Source organism: Azospirillum sp. A1-3 (genome assembly GCF_023806445.1).
Taxonomy (GTDB): Bacteria; Pseudomonadota; Alphaproteobacteria; order Azospirillales; family Azospirillaceae; genus Azospirillum.
In genome coordinates, this window is the sequence record NZ_JAMSLU010000003.1 from 1 (window position 1) to 24,128 (window position 24,128).

At 64.4% G+C, this 24,128-nt stretch carries 15 protein-coding genes and 1 pseudogene; 13 read left to right on the forward strand and 3 right to left on the reverse strand.

Annotated elements, in window-relative coordinates; translation table 11 throughout:
- The 4 genes from M5E06_RS17975 to M5E06_RS17990 all read left to right on the forward strand — a co-directional run.
- Window positions 1-948 (forward strand): replication initiator protein A (locus tag M5E06_RS17975; RefSeq protein WP_109153386.1); only part of this gene is annotated, 948 nt, incomplete at its 5' end.
- Window positions 949-1,053: 105 nt separating this feature from the next.
- Window positions 1,054-2,076, forward strand: coding sequence for an AAA family ATPase (locus M5E06_RS17980; RefSeq protein WP_109075141.1), 1,023 nt, complete (start codon window positions 1,054-1,056; stop codon window positions 2,074-2,076).
- On the forward strand, window positions 2,066-2,920 hold the full coding sequence (locus M5E06_RS17985; protein WP_252139374.1) for a ParB/RepB/Spo0J family partition protein: 855 nt from the start codon (window positions 2,066-2,068) through the stop codon (window positions 2,918-2,920). The genes M5E06_RS17980 and M5E06_RS17985 overlap by 11 nt, the downstream gene beginning before the upstream one ends.
- A gap of 273 nt (window positions 2,921-3,193) precedes the next feature.
- Window positions 3,194-4,735, forward strand: coding sequence for an ABC transporter substrate-binding protein (locus M5E06_RS17990; protein ID WP_252139375.1), 1,542 nt, complete (start codon window positions 3,194-3,196; stop codon window positions 4,733-4,735).
- Window positions 4,736-4,822: 87 nt separating this feature from the next.
- Here M5E06_RS17990 and M5E06_RS17995 read toward each other — a convergent pair whose 3' ends face one another.
- Together M5E06_RS17995 and M5E06_RS18000 are read right to left on the reverse strand one after the other, a co-directional pair.
- Complete coding sequence (locus M5E06_RS17995) at window positions 4,823-5,437, reverse strand: UCP032817 domain-containing protein (protein WP_252139376.1); 615 nt, start codon at window positions 5,435-5,437, stop codon at window positions 4,823-4,825.
- Window positions 5,438-5,580: 143 nt separating this feature from the next.
- Entirely contained in the window at window positions 5,581-7,509 is a 1,929-nt protein-coding gene (locus tag M5E06_RS18000; RefSeq protein ID WP_252139377.1) for a hybrid sensor histidine kinase/response regulator, read from the reverse strand.
- A gap of 224 nt (window positions 7,510-7,733) precedes the next feature.
- Here M5E06_RS18000 and M5E06_RS18005 point away from each other — a divergent pair, with 224 nt between their 5' ends.
- On the forward strand, window positions 7,734-10,850 hold the full coding sequence (locus M5E06_RS18005; protein ID WP_252139378.1) for a response regulator: 3,117 nt from the start codon (window positions 7,734-7,736) through the stop codon (window positions 10,848-10,850).
- Between the two features lie 74 nt (window positions 10,851-10,924).
- On the forward strand, window positions 10,925-11,662 hold the full coding sequence (locus tag M5E06_RS18010; protein WP_252139379.1) for a hypothetical protein: 738 nt from the start codon (window positions 10,925-10,927) through the stop codon (window positions 11,660-11,662).
- Between the two features lie 19 nt (window positions 11,663-11,681).
- Here the strand turns inward: M5E06_RS18010 and M5E06_RS18015 are convergent.
- Window positions 11,682-12,400: pseudogene (locus M5E06_RS18015) on the reverse strand (IS5 family transposase); the annotation flags it as partial.
- A gap of 60 nt (window positions 12,401-12,460) precedes the next feature.
- On the opposite strand from M5E06_RS18015, the gene M5E06_RS18020 reads away from it, so the two are divergent.
- The 7 genes from M5E06_RS18020 to fdhF all read left to right on the forward strand — a co-directional run bounded on the left by M5E06_RS18020 (window position 12,461) and on the right by fdhF (window position 24,118).
- A complete protein-coding gene (locus M5E06_RS18020; RefSeq protein WP_252139381.1) occupies window positions 12,461-15,667 on the forward strand; it encodes an NACHT domain-containing protein in 3,207 nt (1,068 codons plus the stop codon).
- A gap of 529 nt (window positions 15,668-16,196) precedes the next feature.
- A complete protein-coding gene (locus M5E06_RS18025; RefSeq protein ID WP_252139382.1) occupies window positions 16,197-16,943 on the forward strand; it encodes a hypothetical protein in 747 nt (248 codons plus the stop codon).
- A gap of 130 nt (window positions 16,944-17,073) precedes the next feature.
- A complete protein-coding gene (locus tag M5E06_RS18030; protein WP_252139383.1) occupies window positions 17,074-17,979 on the forward strand; it encodes an SMP-30/gluconolactonase/LRE family protein in 906 nt (301 codons plus the stop codon).
- A gap of 19 nt (window positions 17,980-17,998) precedes the next feature.
- Window positions 17,999-18,949: a LysR family transcriptional regulator gene (locus tag M5E06_RS18035; protein ID WP_252139384.1), complete on the forward strand. Its 951-nt coding sequence runs from the start codon at window positions 17,999-18,001 to the stop codon at window positions 18,947-18,949.
- 182 nt (window positions 18,950-19,131) lie between these two features.
- On the forward strand, window positions 19,132-19,662 hold the full coding sequence (locus M5E06_RS18040; RefSeq protein WP_353654348.1) for a formate dehydrogenase subunit gamma: 531 nt from the start codon (window positions 19,132-19,134) through the stop codon (window positions 19,660-19,662).
- Entirely contained in the window at window positions 19,659-21,239 is a 1,581-nt protein-coding gene (locus M5E06_RS18045) for a formate dehydrogenase beta subunit (protein WP_252139386.1), read from the forward strand. The genes M5E06_RS18040 and M5E06_RS18045 overlap by 4 nt, the downstream gene beginning before the upstream one ends.
- A 23-nt stretch (window positions 21,240-21,262) precedes the next feature.
- A complete protein-coding gene (gene fdhF / locus M5E06_RS18050) occupies window positions 21,263-24,118 on the forward strand; it encodes a formate dehydrogenase subunit alpha (protein ID WP_252139387.1) in 2,856 nt (951 codons plus the stop codon).
- Window positions 24,119-24,128: the final 10 nt, after the last annotated feature.

Genomic DNA, 24,128 nt, shown 5'->3' on the forward strand with positions numbered 1-24,128 from the left:
ATGACCCAGACCACCAACGCCGAGCTGCTCGACCGGCCGCTGCAATTGGCTCTGCGGCTCGATTCCCCGCTGACCGGCGATGTCCAGAACGACCGCCACATGATGGTCTACAGCCTGTTCGGCCTGTCGAAGGACAAGGCGGAATCGCTGCCGACCTATGATGACGGCAAGGTGCGGATCGAGGTGCGGGCGCCGAAGAATGTCGGCGTTGCGACGATCTGGGACAAGGCGGTGCTGCTCTACGCCATCTCGCTGCTGCGCGAGAAGATGGAATCGGGCAAGGGCCCGTCCAAGCTGGGCGAGCTGCACTTCACCACCAGCGACCTCCAGCGCATCGTCGGCAAGACCGCGGGCGGCAGCGCCTACGACAAGATCGAAGGCGCGCTGGAGCGGCTGCAGGGCACGCAGATCAAGACCAACCTGGAAACCGGCGGGGAGGGCGAGAGCGGCGCCTTCTCGTGGATTTCCGACTACAAGCTGCTCTACCAGCGCAAGAAGGACGGCGAGCGCGCGGTGCGCGGGCTGAAGCTGACGCTGTCGGGCTGGGTCACCCGCGCGGCGCTGGGCCACAATCTGCTGAGCTACGACGACCAGTATTTCGCGCTGAAGCCGGTGGAAAAGCGCCTCTACGAGATCGCCCGCGCCCACCTCGCCCGCGGCCATGCCTTCTGGATGGCGCTGGAGCCGCTGCGCAAGCGCGTCGGTTCCGACAACGACCTGCGCAAGTTCAAGAACGCGCTCGGCCCCGTCCTGGCCGCCGACCGCATCCCCGGCTATGGCGTCCGCATCGTCGAGACGGCGGAATACAAGGAGACGATGAAGGCGCGCGGCGCCGTTCAGGGCCGCGTGCTGAACGCCGAGTTGCCGGTCCTGTTCTGGAAGAAGGACCAGGGCCAGCCGGAAAACTGGATCGACGTTCCCAAGGTGGAATACGACGAAACGGTCTGATCCCCCTGCCCCTCCGGTCACGCCCATTTGGTAGACACCCGTTGCCGGAGTCGCGACGACTTGCTAGGGTCGCTGCCAACCGGTGCCGGGGCAGGAGGACGGGGCGTGACAGGGGAACAGTTGAAGGCGTTGCGGGAACGGCGCGGCCTGACCCAGACGCAGATGGCGGCTTACGTCAACGAGTTGACCGGCCGCAAATACGACAAGCAAAGGTTGAGCAAGTGGGAAACCGGTAAGGAGGCCCTACCCCGCGACCTGCTGGGCCGGCTTCTGTTGCTGGATCTGGAACGGCCGGAAAGCGCCCTGCCCCGCCGCGGCACCACCGTCGCCGTCGGCCTGCAGAAGGGCGGCACCGCCAAGACCGCGACCTCGATCAACCTCGCCTTCATCCTGGCGCGCGCCGGCAACCGGGTTCTGCTGGTCGACGCCGATCCGCAGGGCAACGCCACCGTCCATGTCGGCGTTCCGCAGACCGACGTGGTGGCTCTGACCGAGGCGGGGAAGGTCCTCTACCACGCGCTGATGGGCAAGACGCCGCTCGACGCGGTGATCCGTCCGACCAGCGTCGAAGGGCTGGATGTCGTTCCCTCCAGCATCGCGCTGGCCAGTGCCGACACCGAACTTCCCGGCAACCTGACCAACGCCCAGACGGCACTTGCCGAAATGCTGGACGGCGTGCGCGAGCGTTATGACGTCATCGTCATCGATTGCGCTCCCAACCTCGGCGCCGTGACCATCAACGCGCTGACCGCCGCCGATTACGTCCTGGTGCCCTGCCAGGCGGAGCCGCACGCCATCCTCGGCGTCAGCGCCTTCCTCGACACCGTCGCCAAGATCCAGCGGCGCCTCAACCCGCGGCTGGAGGTGCTGGGCATCCTGCCGACCATGGTCAACCCGCGCCAGACCCAGGACCGCTCGTCGCTTGACGACATCCAGCGCCTGTGGGGCGACAGCCGCCGCGTGTTCCCGCCGGTGCCGCGCGCCACCATCTACGCCCAGGCGGCCGGCGCCAACGTCATCACGCTGGATGCCGACATCGGTGCGCCGGGGGTGGAGAGCTATGCCGCCATCGCCTCGGCTCTGCTGACCGCCATGGGCCGCCTGCAGGAGACTGTCGATGCCGCCTAAGAAGCTGACCCGGCAGACCGCCGCCACCGTGCTCCAGGCCAAGGAGGCCGGCTTCGCTGCCGAGACCGACCGCATGTTCGGGTTGAGCGGCGTGCTGCCCCGGCTGGTCGAGGTCGATCTGGACGCCGTGGAGACCAATCCCGGCCAGCCGCGCACGGTGTTCGACGACGATTCCCTGCGCTCGCTGGCCGACTCCATCGCCCGCCATGGGTTGCAGCAACCCGTGCTGGTTCAGGAGGGGGCGGAGAAGGGCCGCTATCGGCTGGTGGCCGGCGAACGGCGGTTGCGCGCCCACCGGCTGCTCGGCCGCGGCACCATCGCCGCCATCATCACAAAGGGCCGGCCCGAAGAGATCGCGCTGATCGAAAACGTCCAGCGCGTGGACCTCGACGCCATCGACCTCGCCCGCGGCCTGTCGCAGCTGATCGAGGCGCACGGCTACACCCAGGCGGAGGTGGCGGCGGCCGTCGGCTGTTCGGAGGCCGAGGTGTCCAAGCGCCTGAAGGTGCTGCGCCTGCCTGACGACATCCTGGCCGACTACCGCGCCAACCCCGATGCCGTGTCTCGCTCCGCCCTGGTCGAATTGGCCTTCGTCGAGGACGAGGCGGAACTGCGCCGGCTGTGGCAGACGGCGCGCACCGGCGGTCTGACGGTCGGTGCGGTGCGGGCGGCCCGCCCGGCGGCGTCCAGCACGGCGGAGCCGCTGCGGGTGCTGGGCAAGGCGATCAACCGGATGGACAAGGATCTCGCCGCCATCGACACCGTCGCCCAGGCCCTGCAACGCGAACACCGCGAGCGGCTGCAGGCTCTGCGCGACCGCATCGACGCTCTGCTGAACGGCTGAGGGCAAAGCTTCCGGAGAAAAGCGCACCTCCCTCTCCCCCCCCCGGGGAGAGGGGATCTATCCCTGCGTCTGGAGCTGTATACCTCGCAGCATCATCGTGGTGATAACGACCAAAGCTTTCGAATGCGAAAGCCCGCTCCGGTTGCGTCAATAATGGAAAACACCCCACGGTTGCTTTCGATCGCGAAAGCCTCTGGCGGTCGGCCAGGGTGACCGCCTGCCCTGCCGCATGGTAAGGATCAGTGACGAGACCATCGACCTTACGGATCAGCGATGCCGGCGGTGCAGAGACGACAGTTCATTGGATTGCTCGGCGCAGCCGGGCTGGCCGGCGCCCTGCCGCGTCCGGCGATGGCCGCCGCCCCTGCCCTGCGGATCGGGCTGAAGGCCCTGCCCGGCGCCATCAACCCGCTGACCGTCAATGATCTGGTCGCGCGTCAGGTCCTCGGCTCGATGTATGAGAGTCTGACCACCGTCGATCCCCAAGGCCGCATCCTCCCCGGCCTCGCCACCGCCTGGGAGGGGTCGGAGGATGCCCGCCGGTGGCGCTTGACCATCCGCGACAACGTCACCTTCCACACCGGCCGCCCCCTGACCGCCGCCGACGTCAAGCACAGCTTCGAGGCGGCCCTGGCCGGCGACGGCGCCAACTTCGCGGTGCTCGCCCTGTCCAAGGTCCGGGGCTTTCGCGAGCTGCGGGCGAAGACCGCCACCGGTTTGTCGGGCATCACCGTGGTCGACGACCGGACGCTGGAGGTGGTCTGCGACGAACCCTGCGCCGTCTTTCCCTTCGCCCGGCTGAACATCGTCGATGTGGAGGCGGCGGAGAAGGCCGGCCCGGACTGGTTCCGCACCATGTCCGCCGGAACCGGACCCTACCGGCTGGTGCGGTCGAACGATGGCATCCGCATGGATGTGGAGGCCAATCCCGGCTGGCGCGGCGGTGCGGTGCCGTTCGAGCGGGTGTCCTTCCTCGCCACCGGCATCGGCAACGACGGCATCACGCTGTTCAACGACAGCCAGATCGACTTCACCTTCGTCGACACCGACGCGCTGCGCGGGGTGATGGACGATCCCGGCTTCAAACGCTGGCTGTCGAACGTGCCGCGCATGCAGACGCGTGTGGTCGCGCTCGATCCCCGCCGAGTGAAGGCCTTCGCCGATCTGCGGGTGCGCCGGGCGATGTCGCTGCTGATCGACCGCACCGCGATGGCGGAGCGCTTCTTCCGCGGGGTGGCGACCGTCCACAACGGCATCGTTCCGCCGGCGCTGCTGTCGAACGAAAGGCTGGAGCCGCTGGCCTACCATCCGATGCTGGCGAAGCAACTGCTGGAGGAGGCGGGATATCCGGAGGGCCGCGGCATCGACCCCTTCCAGGTCGCCGTCATTCCGGAATACCGGCGGGAGTTCGTCTATTACGTCTCGCAATGGAACAACGCCGGCATTCCGGCGAAGCTGGTGATCTCTCCGCGCCAGGAGTTCATCTCGCGATCCCGGCGGCGCGACTATGATTCCTTCCTGTTCGGCTGGACCGCCACCTACCCCGACCCGATGAACTTCCTGGACGAGCTGTTCAGCAGCCGCAGCCGCTTCAACCCGGTCGGCTGGTCGAATCCGAAGTTCGATGCTCTGATTGAACAGGCGATGGCCATCCCCGATCCCGGCCGCCGTGCCGAGGTCTACAAGGACGCCGAATGTCTGGTGATGAACGAGCTGCCGGTGATTCCGCTGGTGGTGCCGGACTATGTCGCGCTACGCGGCAATGTATTGAGCGAGAATTTCATCACCCCGTTCGGCGGCCTGAACTTCGGCTGAGCCGGTGCGGGGCAGGGCAGGGTGACCGCATGAAAAAAGCCCCTGTCCGGCAGCGGACAGGGGCTTTTCGCTGAAGCCGGTGCCGCGTCAGACGGCGCCCTGCGGCCGCGCTTCGCGCAGACAGTCGGCCGGCTTGGCCTCACGGAGACAATCGGCCTTTGCAGCTTCGCGGAGACAGTCGGCCTTCGCGGCCTCACGCAGGCAGTCAGCCGGCTTGGCTTCACGCAGGCAGTCGGCTTGCGCAGCTTCCCGGAGACAATCCGCAGCCTTCGCCTCGCGCAGGCAGTCAGCCTTCGCCGCCTCGCGCAGGCAATCCGCCTTCGCGGCTTCCCGCAGGCAATCCGCGCCAGCGAACAGGCGGGCACTGTCGGTGCGGGCGGCGGCCATCCGCTCGGCCGGAACGGCGACGCCGTTGTGATGCAGGTATTCGCCATAGACCGCCTCGCAGAAGCGGAAATAGGCGCGGGTGTCGGCGACGATGAACTCGTGCCACAGATCATCGCAGGCGGCGGATTGCGGGACGATGTCGCGGTCCGGATGCTCGGCGCAGGCCAGCAGGAAGTCCTTCAACTGGGCCAATGCGATTCCGGACGTGCTGCGGGTCATGCCTGCGGCGACGGCGCGTTCGACCACATAGCCGAAGTCGAAGCCGGCGATGATGTCACGGGCACGGGTGATGTCGGTCGTGGTGGCGCCGCGCATGGAATCCTCCGAGGTTGCTTCTTTTTCCGCCCTTGGACAGGGTTGCAGGACCGTCCTCGGGCACAGCCCGATTGTTGTGCCACAGCACAGTGGGATGTGTGAGATAATTTTGGTACTAAACATCCGGCTCCCGGCCGATGACGTTATTCGCTCAGGGTCTTATGCGGAGTGGCGGTGCCGAGCGGAACCGCCGCCGCCGGCCGCCCGGCCGTCATCTGCTCCACCAGCGCCGACAGCCGGTCCGGCATGATCGGTTTGGCGGCCACGGTGACGCCCATTTCCGCCGCGCGCGCCGCCACCGCGCCGTCCAGCCGTCCGGAGATCAGCACCGCCGGAATGCGCAGCCCCAGCCGCCGCCACACCGTCTCGATGAAGTCCAGGCCGTTCTCGGTGGCCGACAGGTGGTAATCGGCGATCACCGCGTCGGGTCGGACGGTGCCGTCCTCCACCGCGCGCAGTCCCTGGGCGACCGTGGAGGCGCCGACGACGCGGTGGCCCGCCGTGGTGAGGAACATCGAAATGGCGGACAGCACGAACTGGTCGTCGTCGATCACCAGGATCGCGATCTCGCCGTCCTTCGCCGGCGCATCGGCCAGCGTCGCCACCACCGCGCCATTGGCGGCAGCCGGGGCGGGGCGCACCGGCTCGTCCGCCGTCCCATCCGCAAGGGTCCGCTCCACCGGCGCCAGCGGCACGGTGACCGAGAAGACCGATCCCTTCCCCGGCGTGGACCGCACCTTGACCGGGTGGTCCAGCACCGTGGCCAGCCGCTGGACGATCGACAGGCCGAGCCCGATGCCGTTGTCGCGGTTGCGCTCCGGGTTGCCGATCTGGTGGAACTCCTCCCAGATGGCGTCAAGACGGTCCGCGGGAATGCCGATGCCGGTGTCGCGCACCTCGACGATCAGGCTGCCGCCGGATTCCAGGCAGGCGACCTGCACCTGTCCGGCATTCGTGTAGCGGATCGCGTTGTCGATCAGGTTGCCCAGCAGCCGCAGCAGCAGCACCCGGTCGGTCAGCACCGCCGCGCGGTGTTGCGGCACGGCGAAGGCCAGCCCCTTGCCGCGGGCGACCGGGGCATATTGCGAATCCAGCGCTTCGAACAGGTCGGCGACCTCATGCACCGCCTTGTTGGCGGTGACGCCGCCGGCATCCAGCCGCGACACCTCCAGCAACTCGTCGAGCAGCTGCTTCAGCGTCATCACCACCTGTTCGATCTTGCGCGCGGAATCCTCCACCTTCGGATCGGGGGCGGTGGCGCGCAGCATGGCGGTCAGCATCAGCAGCGACTGGGCCGGCTGGCGCAAATCGTGGCTGGCGGCGGCCATGAACTTGGCCTTCGACGCGACCGCCTGCTCGGCCCGTTCCTTGGCGGCGCGCAGGTCGATGGCGTTCTGGCGAAAGGTGCCGAGCGCCCTGGCCATGCGGCCGATCTCGTCGTCGCGGTGGCGCACCGGCACGGTCACCGTCACGTCGCCGGCAGCCAGATCGTCCATGGCGCGGGTCATGCCGGCGATCGGCAGCGTCACGCCACGCGTCGCCCAGATCACGCCCAGCACCACCAGCAGAAGCGCCGCGATGCCGATGCCGCCCAGCACCAGCACATGGTGGCGGATGGCGTCGTCGGTCGGCCCGGTGTCCAGCCTGACCAGCAGGGTGCCGATGCTGCGGGTGCCGCCGCTGCGATCCTGGTGGGTCAGCGGCACCGCCGCCACGGTGGCGGCATCCCCATTGTCCACTGCGCCGCCGATATTGGCCCCCGGCTTGCGGTAGACGGCGAAGCGTTCGCCATGGGTGCCCAGGATCACCGCCTCGGCGAAGCTGTCGATCGAGCGCAGCGGGTTCAGCGCCGTCGCCGCCTCTTCGGGGTCGAGGTCCCACAGGGCGTTGGTCACATCCTCCAGCACGATGCGGGTCGCCATCTCCGCCCGGATGGCCAACTCGGCGCGGGTGTTCCGCACATCGGCCTGGATCAGCACGATCATCGGCACGGCGACCAGCACCGACACCAGCAACACCGCCGATGCCGTCGTTCGGGCGACCAGGCTCCGTGAGAAGATCTTCAAGAACATGCCGAAGCCACCGAGAACAAGACGACCACGAACAACTCGCCGGGCCATCCTAGCCGAACCGCCGGGCAAACACGACAGCCACGTAACGCCGCCGGTCAAGCCACCATCATCGGTAGTAGTAGGAAAAAAGGCGGTATGACTGTTTCGAATCGTTTCTTCTTCTTGTTTGATTGCCTGTGTAAAAGTTCGCGTCAAGCTTTGCGGGCGCGGGGGAGGGCGGAAGCATGGGTACGGGCATCGTCATCGCCCTGACGCACGGCGTCGGCCTGCTGGCGCTGGTTCTGCTGGCCTACCGCCACGTGCTGCGGCGGTTCGGCGCCCGCCGACGCCGTGCCTTCGCGCTCCTCTCCGGCCTGCTGTTCGGCGCGGCCGCCGCCATTTCGATGCTGGACGCCTACCCGGTGGCGGGCGGGGTGCTGATCGACCTGCGCAACGCGATGGTCGGTCTGGCCGGGCTGTTCGGCGGCCTGCCGGCGGCGCTGCTGTCGGCCGCCATCGCCGGCGCGGTGCGGCTGTGGCTGGGCGGCGTCGGCGCGCTGTCCGGCCTCGCCGGCATCCTGCTGACCGCACTGGCCGCGCCGCTGCTGGCCCGTCCGATGGAGCGCCGCGCCGCCGGGCAGGGTGGTGGCGGGAAAGGCGCCTTCGGCTTCGGCCTGCTGTCGCTGTTCGGTCTGGCGATCACGCCGCTGACCCTGCTGGCCTTCCTGCTGCTGCCCGACCTCGACCTCGCCATGCGGGTGATGGAGGAGGCGGCGCTGCCGCTGATCGCCTTCACCACGCTTGGCATCGGCCTGCTCGGCACCATGCTGGCGCGCGAGCACCGCCGCGTCGCCGACGAAGGCGCGCTGTCGGAGAACGCCGCCCTGTTCCGCGCCGTCTTCGACAGCTCCGCCGACAGCCTCGCCGTCCTGCGCGTCAATCCCGACGGCAGCTTCACCCTGCATTGCGCCAACGCCGCCGCCCAGCGCCTGATGGGCGACCGCGCCGCGCGGGCGGAGGGCCAGCCGCTCGACCGCCTGCTGCCGCCGGACCTCGCCGCCAAGGTGATGGCGGACCTGCAATCCTGCATCGACGCCGGCGCCCCCACCCGCTTCGAGGAGCAGCACACCCACAACGGCGTCACCCGTTGGTGGGAGGTGTCGCAGGTGCCGATCCGCGACGAGAGCGGCGCCATCGTCATGCTGTCGGTCGGCGCCCGCGACATCACCCGCCGCCACGAGGCCGAACGCACGATCCGCGCCAGCGAGGCGCGCTATCGTCTTCTCGCCCGCAGCGTCACCGACATCATCGGCCGCATCGGCCTGGACGGGGTGCGCCGTTTCTGTTCGGAGGCGACGCGCGACAGCCTGGGCAGCCCGCCGGCCGAGCTGATCGGCCGCCCGCTGGTGGAGCGCGTCCACCCCGACGACCGCGACGATCTTTCCGCCGGTCTCGCCCGCCTGACCCCCGACCGCCCGACCCTGAAGACCACCTACCGGCTGCGCCATGCCGACGGCCGCTGGATCTGGATAGAGGCGGCGGTGCGGCTGGTCACCGACGACTGGGGCGCGCCGCAGGATTACGTCAGCGTCGAGCGCGACGTCACCGCCCGCAAGTTCATGGAGGCGGAGCTGCAGGACGCCCGCCACGCCGCGGAATCGGCCAGCCGCAGCAAGACCGAGTTCCTGGCGAGCCTGAGCCACGAGCTGCGCACGCCGATGAACGCCGTCATCGGCTTCGCCGACCTGATCGCGCGGGAGTCGGAGGGGCCGGTCGGCACCGCCCATTACCGCGACTTCGCCGTCAACATCCGCGACAGCGGCCAGCATCTGCTGGAGCTGATCAACGAGATCCTCGACCATGTCCGCGCCGATTCCGGCCAGTTGGTCCTCGACGACGAGCCCGTCGATCTCGACGCCGCCGCCACCTTCGCCATCCGCCTGCTGACCCCGCGCGCCGCCCGCGCCGGCATCGCCCTCAATGCAGCGGTGGACCCCGCCGCCCGCCACATGCGCGGCGACGAGCGGCGCATCCGCCAGATCCTGCTGAACCTGCTGTCCAACGCGGTGAAATACACCCCCTCCGGCGGGTCGGTGTCGCTGACCGCCGCGCCCGCCCCGGACGGCGGCCTGCTGCTGGAGGTGCGCGACAACGGCGTCGGCATTCCCGAACAGGATCTGGGCCGCGTCCTGCTGGCCTACGCCCGCGTCGCCAGCCCGGAGAACCGCCAGACCGAGGGCGCCGGCCTGGGCCTGCCGCTGACCCGCCGGCTGGTGGAGCTGCATGGCGGCACCCTGTCCCTGGCCAGCCGGGTGGGGCAGGGCACCACCGTCACCATCCATTTCCCGCCCGACCGCATGGCCGGGGAGACTGCCGGCTCCCCTGCCGTCTTCCATGCCGCCACCGCCGGCCACCCCGCGAGAACGCCGTCCGGCCGCCCGAGCCTGTCGATCCTGATGGTGGAGGACGACCACAACATCCGCGAGAACGGCTGCGCCCTGCTGCGCAGCTGGGGCCACCGGGTGACCGCCGCCTCGGGCGCCGGCGAGGCTCTGGTGGTGCTGCGCGGGCCGGGGCCCCTGGACCTGCTGTTCAGCGACATCGTGATGCCGCCGGGCATGAACGGCGCCGAGCTGGCGCGCGAGGCGCGGCGCCTGCGCCCCGACCTGCCGGTTCTGCTGGCGTCGGGCTTCGCCGCCCATGCGGTGGTGGCCGACGACGTGGCGATGGGCGGTTACGACCTGATCGCCAAGCCCTATGACCCGGCGGAGCTGCGCGAGCATCTGGACCGCCTGCGCCCCCCGGCTCCCCCCGCCGCCGAGCCGCCCTCCGCCCCCGTCGCCGCCCCCGTCACCGAGGCGCCCGCCCCGCCTCCGCCACCCCCTCCGCCGCCCCTGCCGCCGTCACCGCCGGCCGTGACCGCCCCGCCCGCGCCGGCCCCTGCCGCTGCGGCGACGGAGCCCCTGCGCATCCTGGTGGTGGAGGATGTGGAGATGAACCGCCTGCTGGCGGTCACGCTGCTGAAGCAGGCCGGCCACAGCGTCGCGGCGGTGGAGGACGGCGCCCGGGCGGTGGAGGCGGCCGTGGCGGCGGCGGGCAGCGAGCCGTTCGACGCCATCCTGATGGACGTGAACATGCCGGTGATGGACGGCCTGGAGGCGACGCGCGTCCTTCGCGCCATGCCTGGTCCGGTGTCGCGCACCGTCATCGTGGCGCTGACCGCCAACACTTTCCCGGACGATATCGCCCAATGCTACGAGGCCGGCATGGACTGCCATGTGCCGAAGCCCATCGACCGCGTGCAACTCCTGACCGAGATCACCCGCTGCGTCGCGTCGCGTCGTGCGGTGGAGGCGGGGTGAGGGCGGGGATAATGCCTTGCTCGATCTCGTAGTCTTGGGCACAATCGCGGCTCACCGGTATCAGGAGTAGTGTAATGAGCGGTCCGTTCGATCCATTATCATTAACTGCCTCCGTCGCAGCTAATCTCGCGACATCAATTTTGCAAGAACATCTTGAAAGGATTGAAGGTTCAGTAGTAGGAAAGGCTCTAGAGAAAGTGGGGCTGCTCAAGCCTGGCTTTGATCAGAGACTTCACGCTACACTGACTTCCGCTATTAATAAATTTGTCAATTCAAGCGTCAGTCATAAGAACGAATACTTTATAAGCTTTATTAAAGATCCCTCTGTGAGTGCGGCAGTTCGTGATTATATAATCACCGGAACGCCGTATGATGCAAGTGAACTTCGCGAGATGTTTGCGGATAGACTTGATATCCCAAAAAAGACGCCCGATGTTGCTTGGCCACATGGGCTTCGACCCAAAAAGCTTATAGCTGCGTTCTTTGAGCAGATTGATCATGAGTTTGCTCTAAGTGCTGATCCTGCGATTATTTGGATATCGCGGCAAAACGCTAGAATTGTAGAAAAACTGGATAAATCCTCCGAAGCTTTTACTAAGCTATCGGAACATTTAGCCTCAGAGGAGGAAAGGGAATTTCTCCATTTTAAAGATAGTTATTATAGGCATATGAGGAAGCGTTGCAATACATTGTCTACGCCTGGAGTCCGTCAACTGCGTGACGTGGATCAGTCGCTTAGAGTGCCTAACAGAACCATCTTTGGACGAAACGCCAGCAGACGAGGCTGGCGGCTATTTGGTGGAATGCGGTGAAGATGTCAGCGCGCCGTTCGTATCGGACGGCGATGCGACGGAAGCGCGCGAACCAGGCGAGCGTCCGCTCGACCACCCATCGATGTCGGCCGAGGCGCTCGCTGCTTTCGATGCCGCGCCGGGCGATGCGCGGGATGATCCCGCGCCGGCGTAACGCCTGCCGGCAGTGGGCGAAGTCGTAGCCCTTGTCGGCGTGCAGTTTGGCTGGGCGACGTCGTGGCCGGCCCGCGCATTGGCGGATCGCCGGCACGGCATCGACCAGCGCTTCCAGGAACTTGCTGTCATGCCGGTTGGCCGGCGAGATTTTCAGGGCGAGGGGGATGCCATTGGCATCGACGAGGATGTGGCGCTTGGAGCCCGGTTTGCCGCGGTCCGTCGGGTTCGGCCCGGTCTCCTCGCCCCCCTTTTTGCTGGAACGCTGGCGCTGTCCACCGCCGCGCGATCCCAGTTGATGGCGTTGGCGTAGCCAAGCCGGTCGAGCAGCACGCGATGCAACCGCTCCCAGACGCCGGCTTGATGCCAGTCGTGCAACCGGCGCCAACAGGTCATGCCCGAACCGCATCCCATCTCCACCGGCAGCAGTTCCCAGGGAATGCCAGAGCGCAACACGAACAGGATGCCGGTCAGTGCCATCCGGTTGTCCAGCCGAGGCCGCCCGCCCTTCGGTTTGGGCGGCTCCGGTGGGAGCAACGGTTCAATCAGGGCCCAAAGGGCGTCGGAGACCAGAGGTGCAGCCATGCCCCTCTCAACAGCCCAAATGCCGTTTTGTTAGGCGCTCTTAGCATCGCTTATATTTCGTTGAATTTGCTCGCCAAGAAGGAATCGGCAGCTGAGAATGCAGAAAGTATTCTTGTAGAGCATCCTCATATTGTGATACGGGGGCCAGCTGGATCTGGAAAAACAACACTAACAAATTGGATTACATTGCGGTGCACAGAAGCTCCGTCTCCTGAAAATCCGTGGGCGGGACGGGTGCCATTTATTGTTCCACTTCGAAAAGTTGCTCGTATTGAAACAGGAGCCCCTAGAATTTCGCAGTTAGTTCAATATTCTGTTGATGAAGACATTTGGACCTATGAGACGCCAAGAGATTGGATTTCGCGTGTTCTCGAGGAAAAAAATGCAGTTATAATGATTGACGGCGTCGACGAATTCCCTCCTAGCAAAAGGGCGGCATTCTGGGAATGGGTTGATCGATTTATAAAGGAATATGATGGAAATCGGGTTATTATAACATCACGAACACTTCCAGGAACGGTTGATTCCGAATCACTTGAGCCGATTGAGAATTGGAATCCACCTTCCAGTTTTCTTGACGCAGAAGTGCAAGAGATGTCAAATGAGGATATCACCAGATTTATTCATCATTGGCATGATGCCATTGATACCAATCGCCTTGATGAATTTGAAATTAAAGAACTCAACAGAGCACGTGCGGATCTTCCAAAGAAGATTTCTGATCCTTCTAACCGTAGGATTAAGGAGCTCTGCGGAACTCCCCTGCTTTGCGCAATGGTTTGTGTGCTTCATTGGCGTGAAGAAGGTTATCTTCCTACGCAGAAAGTAGATTTGTATGCGCAGTGCTGTGATATGCTAATCGAAGCGCGAGACATTAAAAGAAAAATTCAGCCACCTCAAGAGCCTCTTTCTCATATTACTAAAAATGATAAAGAGATGGTGCTGCAAAGACTCGCATTTGAAATGATGACTAATAATATCGGCGATGAAGGAGAGCAAGATGAAAATTATAGAATTGAAATAGAGAAAGAAAAGGCGATAGAATGGGTTAAAAGGTACATCCCAAGCTTCCAAAGGGCGCAGGCTAGGGATTGTGACGCTGGTGGTGTTTTGGACTTTTTATTAGAAAGAACTGGTCTTATTCGAGAGCCGGCAGGGGGGCTTATTGACTTCCCGCATCGTAGCTTTCAAGAATACTTAGCCGCTTCTGCTGCGGGAGCAGATAAGCAAGAAGCGTTTTTGGCAAACCAAGCTGAGAACGATCAATGGCATGAGACCATTATGCTTGCCGCTGGAACTCCTACCGGTGGAGTCAGTTTCGGAAAGTCTCTTGTTGAGGCTCTACTGAAACGCGGGGAGCGCCATAAAAGTGCTAAGCCACGCTCTCAAAAAGTGCGGAAAACATGCTTTGCGCTTGCTTTGGGATGCTTGGAGAATTTGAGGCAGCATGATCAAGAACTGAGAGATCGGGTACTTCAACACCTCGACGAACTTGTTCCACCGCGCTCGCCAGAAGATGCTAAGATTCTGGCTGTGGCAGGTGATGCTGCTGTCCCATATCTTTCTTATGAGCGCTGGAGAGATGAGAGGACATCCACGGTAGCAGCTTGCGCTCAGGCTTTACGGCTAGTTGGCAGTGCATTGGCATCTCGAGCTCTTCGCTCTGGGTACATAGAAGAAAGCCGTGAGACTGTGGTAGCTGAGGTATGTCAAGCGCATAGTATCGACATATCTGAAGTACCTTTTGTGCAGAGCTACGTAGAAGATCATTCTGCTCTTCCACAGTTTGCAAGCGTGCGTAATATCGCTTCTCTAAAAGCGCTAGCTAATCTCCGTATGGTAAAAATTTCTTCTCCTTTGCCCGATGATATGGAGGAAATATCGAATTTGGCTAGCATAGAGAGAATTTATTTCGAGGCGATTAACCTAGATAATATCCGATACATCTCGCTCCCCGCGTCTACGGTTTCAGTGGAGTTTAGATCTGTAAACGGAAGTGTTCCTGCTATTCTTGAAAAGATCCCAAACCTTCGTAAACTTAACATCTATAATGGACAGGACTGTGGTATTGACGTGCATCCGCTCACGCTAACTGGCCTTGAGCAGGTATCTTTGGGAGGGATAAGGGGACTCAAGTCATTTGATTTCCTTAGGGGGCAAAGTGATCTGAAAGTAGTAAATGTTGTAGGTCTGCCCGAGCTAGATGATATTTCTGCTTTGCGTTTCCTCCACAATTTGGATCAACTTACTATTCGTGCTTGCGTTGGCATCAAAAATCTCGATTCCATCAAAGAGGTGGTATCCCTTGATAAATTGAATGTCAGTGAATGCTGGGAGGCTATAGACATATCTGCTGTAAGCAATCTCAGAAATCTTAAAGTGTTGGAAATGTCTGAGCTTCCATCTGTCAGTGATTTTTCCGCAATTGGCGAGCTTCGCGGCTTACGTGAGCTCAAGCTAGAAATTTGTCCTGAGCTTACCGGTGCTGATTGGTTGGCGCGCTTGCCCTTGCTGGAAAAACTGATTATAGCTGACGGAAGGGAGATTAGATCTCTTGATGCTCTTTGCCATACGAGTTCATTGAAGGAAGTCTCACTTTTGGGTATGCCGGAGATCGAATCTGTCGACGCACTGTCCAATCACCGTAATTTATGTAGAGTTTCACTTCACGGCTTGTCATCCCTGCATAGTTTAAAAGTACTGGAATCTTTAAAGGAAATGGAACATCTTTCTCTTGCAGGCTGCTCAAAGCTTTCCATCTTGCCAGATTCGGGCAGTCTGGTAAGTTTAAGAGGCCTGGAACTTAATGATTGTGACCAGATTAAGGATCTTTCATGGATCTCAGGCGCAAATAACTTGGAACATATTCGTCTTGTGCGGATGAGTAACATTGAAGATATTTCAGCTCTTTCTGTTCTCAAAAACCTAAAAAAAATCGGCATATTCGGCTGCGATAAGTTGGCTGATATCTCCCCACTGGAGGAAATTGAGCAGCTTGAGGAAATTGAGCAGCTTGAGGAAATTGAACTATATGATGCAGATGCGAGTAGCCCTAAAGTTCCTGAAAAACTAATTCCGAAAGTGAAAAGGTTTTCTCCCTATGAATATCCGTTCTCTTATTACGGTCTTGAGATTCACGGTCATATCCATGCTAGCGTATTTGGGAACTATATGTATGAGCGAAGAGCCTACCGGTATCCTTTGAGGCTCTATGTAGATGGTGAGGCGCGTGTCTTTAGGAGAGTACGTTTAAGGTCTAACGGATAAGCTACAGGAAGTGTTGGGGAGGGTATTGCCTCACGTAGTCTCGTATCGGCGATATCAGGACTGTCGCAGCAATAGCCCTCCCAATGTTCGAGCAATCGACCTCATGGTTGTAAAAATTCTAATAGATTCTGCAGAAGTTTTATGCATCTGACGTCCAGATATACATGGGATTGTAAAAAAATCTCTGAATTTTCGGTTTTTGTGTTTCTGCGTACAATCAATTCGAATATTGTGGTGATTTTGCGGTTTTGCTGAGTATTATAATGTGGATGATCAGGATGTTGGTCTGCAGATTTTATAGTTTAATGTTTTTCTGCCTATCCCAAGTTTCTACATTTGACTGCCAGTCGTGGTGGAATCGACGGAGTTCGCGTCCGACTGCAAGTGATTTTAATCAATGGCCCACGTCTGTTCATCATTAGCCGCTACCAAAACGCTCTGCACACCCCCTTTTTCCAAAACCTCCCCATCATAGGTTCAAAATCCCATACCCTCTCCGCAATGCCCATCCCATTCGCGGAGCCACCCCATGCCGCTCGACAGCCGCACCCTCGCCGACGACCGTTTCCCCCGCTGGGCCGAAGAGCCGCCGGTGCCCGCCGAAGGCTCGCTGGTTCCTGGGTCGCAGTTCCACGAGGAGCAATGGATCATGGCCGCCGGCATGCTGGCGCGCGGCAGCAGCTTCCTCCAGGTCTCGCGCGCCATGGGCTGCAGCCGCACCACGCTCTGGCGGGCCTATTACGGCTCCAAGGATTTCCGTCACAGGGTGTGGTGGGAACGGCAGGCGTTGAACCGCGAGGCCGAGCTGCGCCTGTCCTCGATCCGCGCCCTGGTGGCGGAACAGATCGAGCGGCTGGTCTCCATGGGCGATCCGGCGACGGTCCGCTGGCTGGCCGACCGGCTGGGGCTGTTCGCCGGTCTCGACCTCCCGGCGCCCCAGCGGCAGGCCGCGCACTCCGACCAGCGGCCCGACCTCCACCCCGGCTCCCACGCCGACCGGCACCCCGACCAGCCGCCCACTCCCCGGCGGCCGGCTCCCAGGCCTGAGGATCCGCCGGCCGTCACCGTCCCCGAACTCGACGACGACCTCCCCGGCGAGCTTCGCGAGCGCATCCCTCCCAACCCCGAGATGGTCGCCGCCATCCTGGCCCGGCCGGAGGCGGCGGGGCCGAAGGGGCTCTATCCCTGGACCGTCAACCCCGACGATCCCTATCCCGGCCTCAACCCCGGCCCGGTGAACCGCCGCGCCGCCGGTCCCTTCTCCCATCGCCGGTAGGGGGAGCCGCCGGCCGATGGAACGTCCGCCCGATCCTGTTCCACGCTGTTCCATCCCCCCACCGGCAAGCTTGATTGCGCCGCCGTTCTGTCCGACCCTGCGGGTCCGTTGGAACACTGAGGATCACGCGATGACCGCCGGCCCAGCCGTCACCCCAGCCTTCACCTGCGTGCTCGACGCCCGTGCCAAACTGGGGGAGGGGCCGGTCTGGTCGGTGGACGAACAGGCGCTCTATTGGGTCGACATCAAGGGCCGGGCGCTGAACCGCTTCGATCCCGCCACCGGTGCCGCCCGCGCGATGGCTCTGCCGGAGGAGATCGGCTGCGTCGCCCCGCGCAAGGGCGGCGGCTTCATCGCCGGCCTGCGCTCCGGCCTGTGGCAGCTGGACGGGGAGGGCGGGTTGGTCGCCTGTCTCGCCGCCAATCCGGAGGACCAGGGCGCCAGCCGCTTCAACGACGGCAAGACCGATCCCGCCGGCCGCTATCTGGCCGGCACGCTGGACGAGCCGAAGGCCGGCGGCAAGGCGCATCTCTACCGCTATGACCGGCGCGGGCTGGCGGTTCTGGCCGGTGGGCTGCTGACCTCCAACGGCCTCGCCTTCAGCCCGGACGGGCGGACCCTGTACCACGCCGACACGCCGACCTTCACCGTGCGCCGCTACCGCTACGATCCGGCCACCGGCGCGATCTCCGACGGCGAGATCTTCATCCGGCTGGAGCCGAAGGACGGCGACCGCGGCCGGCCGGACGGCGCGGCGGTGGATGCGGAGGGCTGCTATTGGACTGCGCTCTATGAGGGTGGCCGGGTCGCGCGCTTCTCCCCCGATGGCCGCCTGATGTCGGAGCATCCGCTGCCGGCGCGCTGCCCGACCATGGTGGCCTTCGGCGGTCCCGACCTGCGCACGCTCTTCGTCACCACCGCCAGCGCCGGCCGCCCGGCCGAGGAGCTGGAGCGCTTCCCGCAGTCCGGCGGCCTGTTCGCCATGGCGGTGGAGGTGCCGGGCCTGCCGGTGCCGCCCTTCGACCCGGCGGCTTGAGAGGGGAGGGCGGCAGGGGATGTTCCGCAAGTTCGTCTATCTGCTGGCGCTGTCCCGCGAAAAGCATTTCGGCCGCGCGGCGGAGAGCTGCCACGTCTCGCAGCCCACCCTCTCCAACGCCATCCGTCAGTTGGAGGAGGAGCTTCAGGTCCCCATCGTCGAGCGCGGCCAGAAGTTCGAAGGCTTCACGCCCGAGGGGATGAAGGTGCTGGAATATGCCCGCCGCATCGTTGGCGAGCGCGACAACCTACGGCACGAGCTGCTGGCTCTGGCCCAGGGCGTCACCGGCCATCTGCGGCTCGGCGCCATCCCGACGGCTCTGCCGGCGGTGCCCCATGTGCTGACGCCCTTCGCCACGCGCTTCCCGCACATCCGCTCCAGCATCGTGTCGCTCAGTTCGCGCGAGATTCAGCGCGGGCTCGACGAGTTCGAACTCGACGCCGCCATCACCTATCTCGACAATGAACCGCTGAACAACGTCCGCACCCTGCCGCTCTACACCGAGCGCTATTACCTGCTGGCCCGTCGCGACGAGTTGCCGGAGGAGCTGGTCGCCCAGGGGGCGGTCGCCTGGGAAAAGGCCGCCGACCTGCGGCTCTGCCTGCTGACTCCCGACATGCAGAACCGCCGCATCGCCGACACCGCCTTCCGCATGACCGGGCGGACGGTGCAGGCGGCGATGGAGACCAACTCCATCGTCAGCCTCTACACCATCGTGCGCACCGGCACCTGCGCCAGCATCGTTCCCGGCCAGCTGCTGACCGTCGTCCCGCCGAATGCCGACATCATCGCCCTGCCGCTGGTCGACCCGGAGCTGAGCCACGTCGTCGGCCTCGCCTACGCCGACCGCGACCCGCCGCCGCCGCTGGCCAGGGCGCTGGCGGTGGCAGCATCCGACGCCGACATCGCCCAGCGGATCGCGATCAGCGTAGCCGAGGCGATGATCCCCTGGCGGGTGGCGATCCGCTGACGGGCCGCTCTTGATAGCCAAAAGCTATCAGCTCATCGGAAAATACAATTTGCTGGCATACCGTATCCTCCGACACTCTGACGGTGCCGGGCGACGAGAGACGCCTGGAAAAAGCCAACAGAGCCAAGCCAGAACGACGCCAACCTCAAGTGTGGCGCGGACGATCGCAAGGAGGGATACCCGTGAACGCTTGCCATCCGTGGAGCGCTGAGCGCGCCATGACGATTGTCGAAAGCAATCGGCATCTGCGCGGCGCCCTGCTGCCGATCCTTCACGCGCTGCAGGAAGAGTTCGGCTATATCGACGAACAGGCCATTCCCCTTCTGGCGACGGAGCTGAACCTCTCGCGCGCCGACGTGCATGGCGTCGTCTCCTTCTATCACGAATTCCGCCGCGAAAAGCCCGGCCGCCACATCATCAAGGTCTGCCGTGCCGAGGCCTGTCAGTCGATGGGCGCCAACGCGCTGGTCGACCACATCAAGAAGAGCCTGCAGGTCGATTTCCACGGCACCACCGCCGACGGCACCTTCACGCTGGAACCGGTCTTCTGCCTCGGCAACTGCGCCCTCTCGCCCGCCGTCATGATCGACGAGAACCTGCATGGCCGGGTCTCGCCCGACCGCTTCGATGAACTGGCGGCCGAGACGCGGACCAACCCGACGGCCCACAACCAGATCCCCCGCGCCCTCAGCCAGAAGGGTCACGCGCAATGAGCGGCCATCTGATCACCGTCTTCGTCCCGCGCGATTCCGCCGCCCTGTCCGTCGGCGCCGATGCCGTGGCCGCCGCCATCCGGGCCGAGGCCGCCAAGCGCGACCTGCCGCTGCGAATCGTCCGCAACGGCTCGCGCGGCATGCTCTACCTGGAACCTCTGGTCGAGGTCGAAACCGCTGACGGACGCGTCGCCTACGGTCCGGTCACCCCGGCCGACGTCCCCGGCCTGTTCGACGCCGGCTTCCTGACCGGCGGTGAGCATGCCCTGGGCCACGGCCTGACCGAGGAAATCCCCTACTTCAAGAATCAGGAGCGGCTGACCTTCGCCCGTTGCGGCATCATCGATCCGCTGTCGGTCGAGGACTACCGCGCCCATGGCGGCTTCCGGGGCCTCGAGAACGCGCTGGCGATGTCCCAGGCGGAGATCGTCCAGGCGGTGACCGACAGCGGCTTGCGCGGCCGTGGCGGTGCCGGCTTCCCCACCGGCATCAAGTGGAACACGGTGATGCAGGCCAAGGCGGACGAGAAGTTCGTCTGCTGCAACGCCGACGAGGGCGACAGCGGCACCTTCGCCGACCGCATGATCATCGAAGGCGACCCCTTCTGCCTGATCGAGGGCATGACCATCGCCGCCATCGCGGTGGGAGCGACCTCCGGCTACGTCTACATGCGCTCGGAATACCCGCACGCCACCGCCATCCTGCGCCACGCCATCAAGCTGGCCTATGACGAGGGCTGGCTCGGCGACAACATCCACGGCACCAACCGCACCTTCCATCTCGACGTCCGCGTCGGCGCCGGCGCCTACATCTGCGGCGAAGAGACCGCGATGCTGGAAAGCCTGGAGGGCAAGCGCGGCATGGTGCGCGCCAAGCCGCCGCTGCCGGCGCTGGAGGGTCTGTTCGGCAAGCCGACGGTGGTCAACAACGTGCTGTCGCTCTGCTCGGTGCCGATCATCCTCGACAAGGGTGGCGCGTATTACCGCGACTTCGGCGTCGGCCGGTCGCGCGGCACACTGCCCTTCCAGCTCGCCGGCAACATCAAGAATGGCGGCATCGTCGAGAAGGCCTTCGGTATCACCCTGCACGAGCTGTTGTACGAATATGGCGGCGGCACCATCACCGGACGGCCGATCCGCGCGGTGCAGGTCGGCGGCCCGCTCGGCGCCTACCTCCCGCCCTCGCAATTCGACCTGCCCAAGGACTACGAGGCCTTCGCGGCGCAGGAGGCGATGGTCGGCCATGGCGGCATCGTCGTCTTCGACGACAGCGTCGACATGGCCCGGCAGGCGCGCTTCGCCATGGAATTCTGCGTGGCGGAATCCTGCGGCAAGTGCACCCCCTGTCGCATCGGCTCGACCCGCGGTATGGAGACTCTCGACAAGATCATCGCCGGCAAGAATGTCGACGCGAACCTCGAACTGCTCGCCGACCTCTGCGACGTGATGGTGGACGGCTCGCTCTGCGCCATGGGCGGCATGACGCCCTATCCGGTGCGCAGCGCGGTGAAGCACTTCCCGGAAGACTTCCGCAAGAAATCCCCGGCCGTTCGCGTCACCCACATCGCCGCCGAATAACGAGCGACCCAGGAGCACCCGAGATGACCCTCATCCACGAGACCGACTACGGCACCCCGGCCCGCGTCTCCGAGACCCTGGTGACGCTGGAGATCGACGGCCGCGCCATCACCGTTCCCGAAGGCACCTCCGTGATGCGCGCCGCGATGGACGCCGGCATCACCGTGCCGAAGCTGTGCGCCACCGACAGCCTGGAGCCCTTCGGCTCCTGCCGCCTCTGCGCGGTGGAGATCGAGGGGCGCCGCGGCACCCCGGCCTCCTGCACCACCCCCGTCGCCCCCGGCATGAAGGTCCACACCCAGACTGACAAGCTGGCCAAGCTGCGCCGCGGCGTGATGGAGCTGTACATCTCCGACCATCCGCTGGACTGCCTGACCTGCGCCGCCAACGGTGACTGCGAGTTGCAGGACATGGCAGGTGCGGTGGGCTTGCGCAACGTCAGGTACGGTTTCGACGGCGAAAACCACCGCGCCGCCGCGAAGGACGAGAGCAACCCCTACTTCACCTTCGACGCCTCCAAGTGCATCGTCTGCTCGCGCTGCGTCCGCGCCTGCCAGGAGACCCAGGGCACCTTCGCGCTCACCATCGACAGCCGCGGCTTTGCCTCCACGGTGTCGGCGGGCGCCAAGGAAAGCTTCATGGACAGCGAGTGCGTGTCCTGCGGCGCCTGCGTCCAGGCCTGCCCGACCGCGACCCTGACCGAAAAGTCGATCATCGAGCACGGCCAGCCCGAGCATAGCGTCATCACCACCTGCGCCTATTGCGGCGTCGGCTGCTCCTTCAAGGCGGAGATGCAGGGCACCACCGTGGTCCGCATGACGCCGTGGAAGAATGGCGGCGCCAACGAGGGCCACTCTTGCGTCAAGGGCCGCTTCGCCTGGGGTTACGCTACCCACAAGGACCGCATCATGAAGCCCATGGTGCGAGAGAAGATCACCGACCCGTGGCGCGAAGTGTCGTGGGAGGAGGCGATCGCCTACGCCGCCGAGCGGCTGAAGGCGGTGCAGGCCAAGTATGGCCGCGGCTCCATCGGCGGCATCACCTCCTCGCGCTGCACCAACGAGGAGGTCTATGTCGTCCAGAAGATGATTCGGGCCGCCTTCGGCACCAACAACATCGACACCTGCGCCCGCGTCTGCCATTCGCCGACCGGCTACGGCCTGTCGCAGACCTTCGGCACCTCGGCCGGCACCCAGGACTTTAAGAGCGTCGACAAGTCCGACGTCATCCTGGTCATCGGCGCCAACCCGACCGACGGCCACCCGGTGTTCGGTTCGCGCATGAAGAAGCGGCTGCGTGCCGGGGCCAAGCTGATCGTCGTCGATCCGCGCCGCATCGATCTGGTCCGCAGCCCGCACGTCCAGGCCGAATACCACCTCCAGCTCCAGCCCGGCACCAACGTCGCCGTGGTGAACGCCATCGCCCACGTCATCGTCACCGAGGGGCTGGTCAACCGCGCCTTCGTCGAGGAGCGTTGCGATCCCAAGGAGTTCGCGAAGTGGGAGGCGTTCATCGCCGAGCACCGCAACTCGCCGGAATATCTGGAATCGCGCACCGGCGTTCCGGCCGATCAGGTTCGCGCCGCCGCCCGTCTCTATGCCACCGGCGGCAACGCCGCGATCTACTACGGCCTGGGCGTGACCGAGCACAGCCAGGGCTCCAGCACGGTGATGGCGATTGCCAACCTCGCGATGGCGACCGGCAACATCGGCCGCGAGGGCGTCGGCGTGAACCCGCTGCGCGGTCAGAACAACGTGCAGGGCTCCTGCGACATGGGCTCCTTCCCGCACGAGCTGCCGGGCTACCGCCATGTGTCGGACGACCTCGTCCGCCAGGAGTTCGAGGCCGCCTGGGGCGTCACGCTGGATCCGGAACCCGGCCTGCGCATCCCCAACATGTTCGACAGCGCCCATGACGGCAGCTTCCGCGGCCTGTTCGTGCAGGGCGAGGACATCGTCCAGTCCGACCCCAACACCACCCACGTCACCTCGGCGCTGGAATCGCTGGACATCGTCATCGTCCAGGACCTGTTCCTGAACGAGACGGCGGCCTTCGCCCACGTCTTCTTCCCCGGCACCTCCTTCCTGGAGAAGGACGGCACCTTCACCAACGCCGAGCGCCGCATCAACCGCGTCCGCAAGGCGATGCCGTCCAAGGTCGGCAAGGACGAGCATTGGGTCGCCTGCGCGCTGGCGACGGCGATGGGCTACCCGATGCACTACGAGACCACGTCGGAGATCATGGACGAGATCGCCCGGCTGACCCCGACCTTCCGCGGCGTCAGCTTCGAGAAGCTCGACCGCGTCGGCAGCGTCCAGTGGCCCTGCACCGGGTTCGAGGACGACGACACCGGCATGGCGATCATGCATGGCGAGACCTTTGCCCGCGGTCTCGGCCGCTTCGTGGTCACCGAATATGTGCCGACCGACGAGCGGACCACGCGGATGTACCCGCTGGTGCTGACCACCGGCCGCATCCTCGCCCATTACAATGTCGGTGCCCAGACCCGGCGCACCGCCAACGTGGCGTGGCATCCGGAGGACGTGCTGGAGATCAACGCGGTGGATGCAGAGATCCGGGGCGTCAAGGATGGTGACATGGTGTCGCTCGCCAGCCGCATGGGGGCCACCACGTTGCGCGCCGTCATCTCCGACCGCATGCCGGCCGGCGTCGTCTACACCACCTTCCACCACCCGGTGACCGGCGCCAACGTCATCACCACCGAGAACTCGGATTGGGCGACCAACTGCCCCGAATACAAGGTGACGGCGGTGCAGGTCACCCGCAGCAACCAGCCATCCGACTGGCAGGTCGACTACGCGAAGAACGACGTCGAGCGCAAGCGCATCGCCGCCGCCAACGTCATCGCCGCCGAATAATGGCCTGAGG